The sequence below is a fragment of the Serratia sp. 2723 genome, assembly GCF_050434425.1.
In the GTDB taxonomy this organism is placed as follows: domain Bacteria; phylum Pseudomonadota; class Gammaproteobacteria; order Enterobacterales; family Enterobacteriaceae; genus Chania.
Genome location: NZ_JBNDIN010000023.1, coordinates 42,098 through 49,530, shown reverse-complemented (window position 1 = coordinate 49,530; position 7,433 = coordinate 42,098). Strand labels below are relative to the sequence as shown.

Sequence of the window (7,433 nt, the reverse complement as noted above, 5' to 3'; positions counted from 1 at the left end):
CATCGGGTGCAGTAAGATTAATAATGCCGAGGGCTTGTGAGAGTTCCATTTAAAAAGGGTCCATGATGAACATGAACCCTTTTTACACCAGCCACCGGATCGGTCAACCGATCCTTAAACGATCGGCATTAGCCCTCGGGCGGCCTTTTTTCGCAACGCAACGCGTTATGCCTGCAGTTGACTGCTAACCCACTGTTGTAGACGACGGCGCGAAATCTTGATGCCGCCGTTTTTTAGCTCGTCGGGCAACGCCAATGCGGCAATCGGCCGCTGGAAGTTCGCCAGCCGGTCTTGCGCCCAGAGCATCAACCCTTCCAGCGTCAACTCACCTTCCAGATCGACCACCGCTACCGGCCGTTGGCCAAACTCCGCATCGTCAATCGGCACGATAAACACCTGCAACACCTGCGGATGTGCGGCAAACACACGTTCCACATCTTCCGGCTGAACGCCTTCCCCGCCGCTGAAGAACAGGTTATCCAGCCGACCGATAATACGCAGTTCACCCTGCTCCATCGCGCCACGATCGCGGGTATGGAACCATCCTTGCTCGTCGGTAATGGGCACTAGCTCGCCCCGCAGCCAATAACCCAACGCCAGGCTGGTGGAGCGGATCCAGACCTCCTGATCCACCAGGCGGATTTCACGGCCTGCTAAAGGTGCCCCAACGCCGGGCAGCTCGTCGGCACGCTTGGCGCAAACCGTTGAAGCCAGCTCCGTCAAACCATAGCCACACCAGCAGTGGATCCCTACCGCCTCGGCCTGCTGGGTGAGTGACACCGGGATCATCGCCCCGCCGAGCAGCACTTCTTTTAGCGCATGCCTGGCCATCGGTTCAGACAGCAAACGCCACAGTTGGGTTGGCACCAGCGAGGCATGGGTGCAGCCCGCCAGCGCATCGGCCAAAGGTTGCATCTCACGCACCACGAGCTGTGCCCCTACCGCCAACCAGCGCCAGATAATGCCCTGACCAGAGACGTGAAACAGCGGCAGCGAGAGCAGCCAGCTGTCCTGCGGCTGAAATTCCATCAGTTGCAACACGCCCTCTGCACTGGCAAGGTGGCCGGCATAGCTATGGGCGGCGGCTTTTGGCAAGCCGCTGGAGCCGGAAGTCAGCGTCAACGTCGCCAGTCTTTGTTCATCCCACGCCAGCAGCTGCAAGTGGCACTCATCAACGCCCGGCGGCGACAAAACGATCGCGCCAGGGGGCAACTCAGGCAAGCCATCCGGGCTGAAGGCAAAGTCGATATCCAGATCCGGCAACAAAGCCGCCAGCATCGGCGCAGGCAGCGTCGGATTGAGCGGCAGCAGGCGCGCACCACACTGCAAGAGCGCCAGATAGGCCAACAGCAGCGGATAACTGTTTTTTCCACACAGCAGCACACCGTTACCGGGTAACACGCCCTGGCGCTGAAAGTCGGCGGCCAGTACTTCCACCTGCCGTTGCAGCATCAGCCAACTGACCGGCTGTTGTTCAAAGATCACCGCGGTCGCCTGTGGGCGCTGTCTGGCCCAATGCCGCCACGGCCAATCACTCAACTGCGCCATACACACTCCAAGGTCTCAATGCCCAATAACGGCAAGGTGCTCTCTGGCCAGTTGCGTATCAGCTGGGCCTGCATCAGGTTCAACGTATCCAAACCCGGTATCGTCTGCGGCGTCAGCCAATGCGCGATACGCGCCAGTTGCGTCAACCCCAAACTGGATTCAATACTGGAACTGATCACCGCCACCAATCCGGCCTGATGCGCCTGCATGACCAGTTCACGGCAGCGGGCCAGACTCCCCACCAAGGTCGGCTTGATCACAATCGCTGCCACGCCCGGCTCCGCCTGTACGACAAAATCGGCTTCACGCACGCTTTCATCCCAGGCAATGGCAATTCCGGTTGCCTGGGCAAACTCACGGGATTCGTCACGGGTTTTGCATGGCTCTTCCAGAAACGCGATGCGATCGCGCCACGCTGGATTGACGTATTTGGCAAAACCGTCCGCTTTGGCCCGGCTCCAGCTGCGGTTGGCATCCAGCCGTAGCCTGAGATCGGGCAAGGCTTCCAGCAAGACATTGACGACCATGCCATCCCGCACCGCCTCATACAGCCCCACCTTCACCTTGGCCACTTTCTCCCCCGGCAGCGCGGCCAACAGGTCGAACAGCTCGTCGGGATCGCCAGTGCATAGCGGGGCTTTGCGGTAGTCGGCCTGCGTTGGCAATTGCCCGGCCATTTCCGCCAGGGCGCAGCTGGTACCGAAGGCCACCGATGGCCACTCGCTCTGCGCAGGCAGTTCACCCGCAACCCAAGCCTGCACCCAGGCCAAGGTAGCCTGCTGCGCCTGGTCGAGTGTCTCCTGGCTGAACTCCGGTAAAGGGGCAATTTCCCCCCATCCTTGCTGCCCATCCTGTTGCAGGTGGATCAGCAAACCCTCTCGCGTTTTCAGCCGCTGGTTGCGCAGCACCACGCCCGCCTCCATCGGCAGGCTATAGCGGTAGATCGCAGCAACACGGGTCAATAGTGCCGTCATTACGGGTTACGCTTGAATTTGCTGAAGTCAGGCTGGCGTTTTTCGATAAATGCGTTGCGCCCTTCCTGACCTTCATCGGTCATATAGAACAACATGGTGGCGTTACCCGCCAGCTCTTGCAGCCCGGCCTGACCATCACAGTCGGCGTTCAGTGCGGCTTTCAGGCAGCGTAGGGCCATAGGGCTGTTCTGCAACATTTCACGGCACCAGCGAACGGTCTCTTTTTCCAGATCCGCCAACGGCACTACGGTATTGACCAGGCCCATATCCAGCGCCGCAGCGGCGTCGTATTGGCGGCACAGGAACCAGATTTCACGGGCCTTCTTCTGGCCGACGATACGCGCCATGTAGGAAGCGCCCCAGCCGCCGTCAAAGGAACCGACTTTCGGCCCGGTCTGGCCAAAGATGGCATTATCCGCCGCAATGGTCAGATCGCACATCATATGCAGCACGTGACCGCCGCCGATGGAATATCCGGCCACCATCGCCACCACCGGTTTAGGGCAGGTGCGGATCTGGCGTTGGAAGTCCAGCACGTTCAGGTGGTGCACGCCGCTGTCATCGCGATAGCCGCCGTAGTCACCGCGCACTTTCTGATCGCCACCGGAGCAGAAGGCTTTATCCCCGGCACCGGTAAGAATGATGGTGCCGATACCGTCGTCATACCGCGCGTTCGACAGCGCCTCGATCATTTCCTTCACCGTGTGCGGGCGGAAGGCGTTACGCACCTGCGGGCGGTTGATGGTGATTTTGGCAATGCCATCGCTGGACTTGTGATACAGGATATCTTCGAAATCACCCGAGCAGTCCTGCCAGTCGATCGCGGCGTACAGTTGTTCTTCATTGGGATACAGCATGTTTGGTTCCTTTTTTAGCAAGAAATGCATCGAGCGCGGCGGCAAAATCTGCCGGATTGGCCAGATGAGCGTTATGACCCGCCTCTGGCACGGTTTGCAATGGCAAACCGGCATCACGCGCCAGCGCCTGAAACTTGTGATCGTCGGCACCGCATAACACCATCACAGGCAGTGCCAACTGTTGTAATTGCGGCACCAGCCAAGGTTGCCGCCCGAGAGACGTCGCCTCCAGCATATCGGCAATGGCCGGACCATGATTATCGGCACGGGCGGCGATCAGCGCCTCGCGGTGTACCAGGCTGAGGTTGGCAAAGACCGGTTGGAGATACCAATCGGCCAAGACCTTTTTGATCCGTTCGGTGCGGAAACGCTGCGCCCAGGCGGCATCATGGGCACGTCGCTGGGCACGTAAATCTTCGTTTTCCAACCCTGGATTACCGCCTTCGATCACAATGCCCTGTAGCCCTTGCGCTTCTCCGCAGCAAGCATGGTACATGGCAATACGCCCACCGAGTGAATAACCCACCAGCCAATAGCGCTCAATATTATGCTGTTGCAGCGTGGCGGTGATTTGCCTGCTGACGTCGGCAAAGTCCAGGCAGGATTGATCGGCAGAATCGCCATGGCCGGGTAAATCAATCGCCAGCGAGGGCCACTGTTCGCAACGCGAGGCGATCACCCGCCACTCATTGTTGTTCCCCAGCAGGCCATGCAGCCAGATCAACCATGGTCGTTGGCTTTCGCCCTGTTGTAACACGCGGGAAGCCAGCATCAGTTTGCCCCCATTTTTTGTACCAGATGTTGCAAGGTTTCTGCGCCATCGCTCGGCGGCACCTGCAACTCAATCAGCGTGGCTCCGCTGTGACGCCAGGCTTTTTCCACCGCCTGCTGCAACTGCCCCCAGTTTTCCGGGCAGGCATAATCAAGCTGGAACATGGCTGCCGCCTGGCTGAACTCCACGTCCTGCGGCATACAGTAAAACCGCTGGCGCTCAGGTTCCGGCGTTGGCAGCAGCGAGAAAATCTGCCCGCCGTTGTTATTCACCACGATCAGCACCGTGGGTGCCGAACATTGGCGCAACAGCGCCAGGGCGTTCAAATCGTAGAGTGCGGAAAGATCGCCTACCACGGCCAACGTCGGCTTGGCGGTGGCGCGTTGGACACCCGCTGCAGTAGAGATTAGACCGTCGATACCGCTGGCCCCGCGGTTGCTGAACACCGGATAACCGGCAGGCAGCTGGGTTAAGGCATCGATCAGGCGCACAATCAGGCTATTGCCGAGAAACAGCTGGCCATTCTCCGGCAACAGCTCAGGCAGGCGATGGGCCAGTTGCGCCTCACCAAACCGGTTAACCAGGTATTGCGACGTCACATCAAGGGCATCATCCGCCAACGCAGACAGATCGCCAGCCCAAGATGAACGCGGCTGTGCCGGGTGCAGATCGAGCCACTCGCCAACGGTAGAACGAATGCGGCGGCCACGATGATGCGCAGGATCGAGACGCCCAGGCAGATCGTCGATCAGCCAGAACTCCTCCGGCTGGCAGCGTTCCTGCCACTGCAGCAGACGTTTGCCCGTCAGGCTGCTGCCAAACTGCACCACCAGCTGCGCGCTTGCCAACAAATCGCGAGCCTGGGGGTTAGCCAGCCATAAGTCGGCACAGGGCAACGGTTGTCCCGTTTGCGAAAGGGCATCGCCGATCAACGGCCAACCGAGCATGCCTGCCCATTCGGCCAGTTGCACGCCCTCTTCCGCCCCCATTCGGCCAGCGATAATCACGCCGCGCTTCTGCCGCCAGAAAAACCAGTCCGGCTGCTTGATAACCTGATGCGGGTCCATTTCACGCAGCCAAGGATGGGTATCTTGCCACCAGTCCCCTAGCTCCGCCGACCACTGCTCATACAGCTGTTCATCACCGCCATATAACGGCTCCGCAAACGGGCAGTTGATATGTAGGGCACCTTGCCGCAGACGCGCCATCGCGCTGTCCAGGGTAGATACCAGCCAGCGAGCCGGAATATCCGGGCTTGGGCGTGGCAAATCGATGTTCAAGGTGGGATGGCTCGAGTAGAGGCCATTTTGGCGGATCGCCTGATTGGCCCCGCAGTTAATCAACTCCGGCGGACGATCGGCGGTGAGAAACACCAGCCGCTCCCCGGTTAGCCCGGCTTCGATCAGGGCTGGATAAAGATTTGCTGCCGCGGTACCCGAGGTGACGATCACCGCCACCGGCTCACGCGTAGCCTTTGCCAGGCCGAGCGCTAAATGGCCCAGGCCCCGCTCATCGAAATGAGTATGGCAGACAAAAGCGCGGTTCGCGGCGGCGGCCAGCGTAAGAGGCGTTGAGCGCGATCCCGGAGCGATACAGACATGCCGTACTCCATGGCGGACCAGCGTTTCCAGCAACAACGCCGCCCACCGGCGATTAAAAACACTTGTCGACATATTTCGCTCATAAGTAATAAACAGAGGTTACGCGCCGAAGCCTACCCAAACGAGGTAGCGAACCGGGGATCATAACTCTGAATTATATAAGTAATTATCTTTACGGCTTTTGCGCTGGCGCAAAAACGCCGTATTTCCCTGTGGCAGGTGGCCTGCAATAAATCAAGTTCGACCCACCAATACCAAATAGCGCCGCGAAAAAGAACAAAAAAGAAACATATAAAACACAACAAGTTTACACACGAAGATCGGCCTGCTCAATGCGCCAGCCCAGAATGTTCTGACTGCAACAGAGTGCGTAAGCCCGCCGCCTTGTTTTCGATCTCTTGCCACTCCTGTGCCGGATCGGATCCGGCCACAATCCCCGCCCCGGCATACAGCTCAACCCGGGCATCCGCGATCTGGCAGGAACGCAGCGCAACACAGAACTCAGCCTGCGCCGCAGCAAGATACCCTGCAGAACCGGCATACCAACCACGGGAAAAAGGTTCATGCTGGCGAATAAACTCACGCGAGGCCTGGCGCGGCAACCCGGCTACCGCAGCCGTCGGTTGGAGGCGTTGCAGGCAATCGGCATCATCACAATGGTTCAGTTGCCCTTCAATACGCCGCCGCAGATGCTGTACCTTGCGCAACCGCACCACTTCGGGTGGCAACACATCGACCGCTCTGGCACCGCCTTGCAGACGCTGACAGATATCATCAACCACCAGCAGGTTTTCCTGTTGGTTCTTGCCGTCTTGCAGCAACCACTGGGCCAGTGCCTGGGCTTGCCGCTCATCGGGATGGTTGGCAACCGTCCCCGCCAACGCTTCGGTCAGCAAATGTTTTCCCTCACGCAGGTACAATCTTTCCGGGCTGGAGCCAAGAAATGCGGAATGTGCATCAAAGCGCAGCATAAAGTGGTAGCATTGGTGATTCACCCTGCGGCTGGCGGCCATCATCGCAGGGGCAGACAACGGACTCTCCAGCGTCAACACCGAGCTGCGCGCCAAGACCACCTTATCCATCTGCTGCCGATTTATCGCCTTCAGCGCATCGCGCAGCATGATTTCCCACCCGGAACGTTCCGGTTGATGCTGCACCGACAGCACTTTCACCCGTAAATTCTCGATCGGTTTGGTTACCCGCAAATTTTCAAGCCAGGCAAGCGCCGCTTGGGCGTCATCACTCAATGACTCTTCAGAAAACAGGTTTAGCGTCAGTTCACACTTGCCTTGGTGGTTGAGAATTTCCAGACGCGGCAAAAACAGTTGGGCGTCACCGTCGAAGGCAGTCAGCCCCCATAAACGGGCAGCAGGATAGGCATCCACGAATGCCTGCGCCATTGAAGGGTGTGAAAACTGCCGCAAAGCGCCGCACACCGCCGCCTCCTGCCGCCCTTCGCGATGACGCCAGTAGAATTGAGGGAACAGCACCTGCGCCGCCAGCCACTCCAGCAGCAAATCGCTCAGATGGCCGGGAACCACCAGAGTCAGCTGCCGAAATCCGGCTTCACGGGGAAAGCCGTACCCAAGCTGCCGACGTAGCCGCCGCAGCAATCCCGAAAGTTGTTCCACTGCCACCTCATTAACCAAACGCTATGTGGGGAATTATACGGTAAATCAAC

At 59.0% G+C, this 7,433-nt stretch carries 6 protein-coding genes; all 6 read right to left on the bottom strand.

Annotation, left to right across the window (positions count from 1 at the left end; all coding sequences use genetic code 11):
* Nucleotides 1-165 precede the first annotated feature (165 nt).
* The 6 genes from menE to menF all read right to left on the bottom strand — a co-directional run bounded on the left by menE (nucleotide 166) and on the right by menF (nucleotide 7,383).
* Nucleotides 166-1,548 carry an o-succinylbenzoate--CoA ligase gene (gene menE / locus ABIE29_RS22895; protein ID WP_429621576.1) on the bottom strand — a complete coding sequence of 461 codons (1,383 nt, stop codon included), beginning with the start codon at nucleotides 1,546-1,548 and terminating at the stop codon, nucleotides 166-168.
* Nucleotides 1,536-2,522, bottom strand: coding sequence for an o-succinylbenzoate synthase (menC, locus tag ABIE29_RS22890; RefSeq protein WP_429621574.1), 987 nt, complete (start codon nucleotides 2,520-2,522; stop codon nucleotides 1,536-1,538). Before menC ends, menE begins: the two co-directional genes overlap by 13 nt.
* A complete protein-coding gene (menB, locus tag ABIE29_RS22885) occupies nucleotides 2,522-3,379 on the bottom strand; it encodes a 1,4-dihydroxy-2-naphthoyl-CoA synthase (RefSeq protein WP_429621572.1) in 858 nt (285 codons plus the stop codon). Before menB ends, menC begins: the two co-directional genes overlap by 1 nt.
* On the bottom strand, nucleotides 3,363-4,151 hold the full coding sequence (gene menH / locus ABIE29_RS22880; RefSeq protein WP_429621570.1) for a 2-succinyl-6-hydroxy-2,4-cyclohexadiene-1-carboxylate synthase: 789 nt from the start codon (nucleotides 4,149-4,151) through the stop codon (nucleotides 3,363-3,365). Before menH ends, menB begins: the two co-directional genes overlap by 17 nt.
* Nucleotides 4,151-5,824 carry a 2-succinyl-5-enolpyruvyl-6-hydroxy-3-cyclohexene-1-carboxylic-acid synthase gene (gene menD, locus ABIE29_RS22875; RefSeq protein ID WP_429621568.1) on the bottom strand — a complete coding sequence of 558 codons (1,674 nt, stop codon included), beginning with the start codon at nucleotides 5,822-5,824 and terminating at the stop codon, nucleotides 4,151-4,153. Before menD ends, menH begins: the two co-directional genes overlap by 1 nt.
* A gap of 257 nt (nucleotides 5,825-6,081) precedes the next feature.
* Entirely contained in the window at nucleotides 6,082-7,383 is a 1,302-nt protein-coding gene (menF, locus tag ABIE29_RS22870) for an isochorismate synthase MenF (RefSeq protein ID WP_429621567.1), read from the bottom strand.
* Between the last annotated feature and the right edge of the window lie 50 nt (nucleotides 7,384-7,433).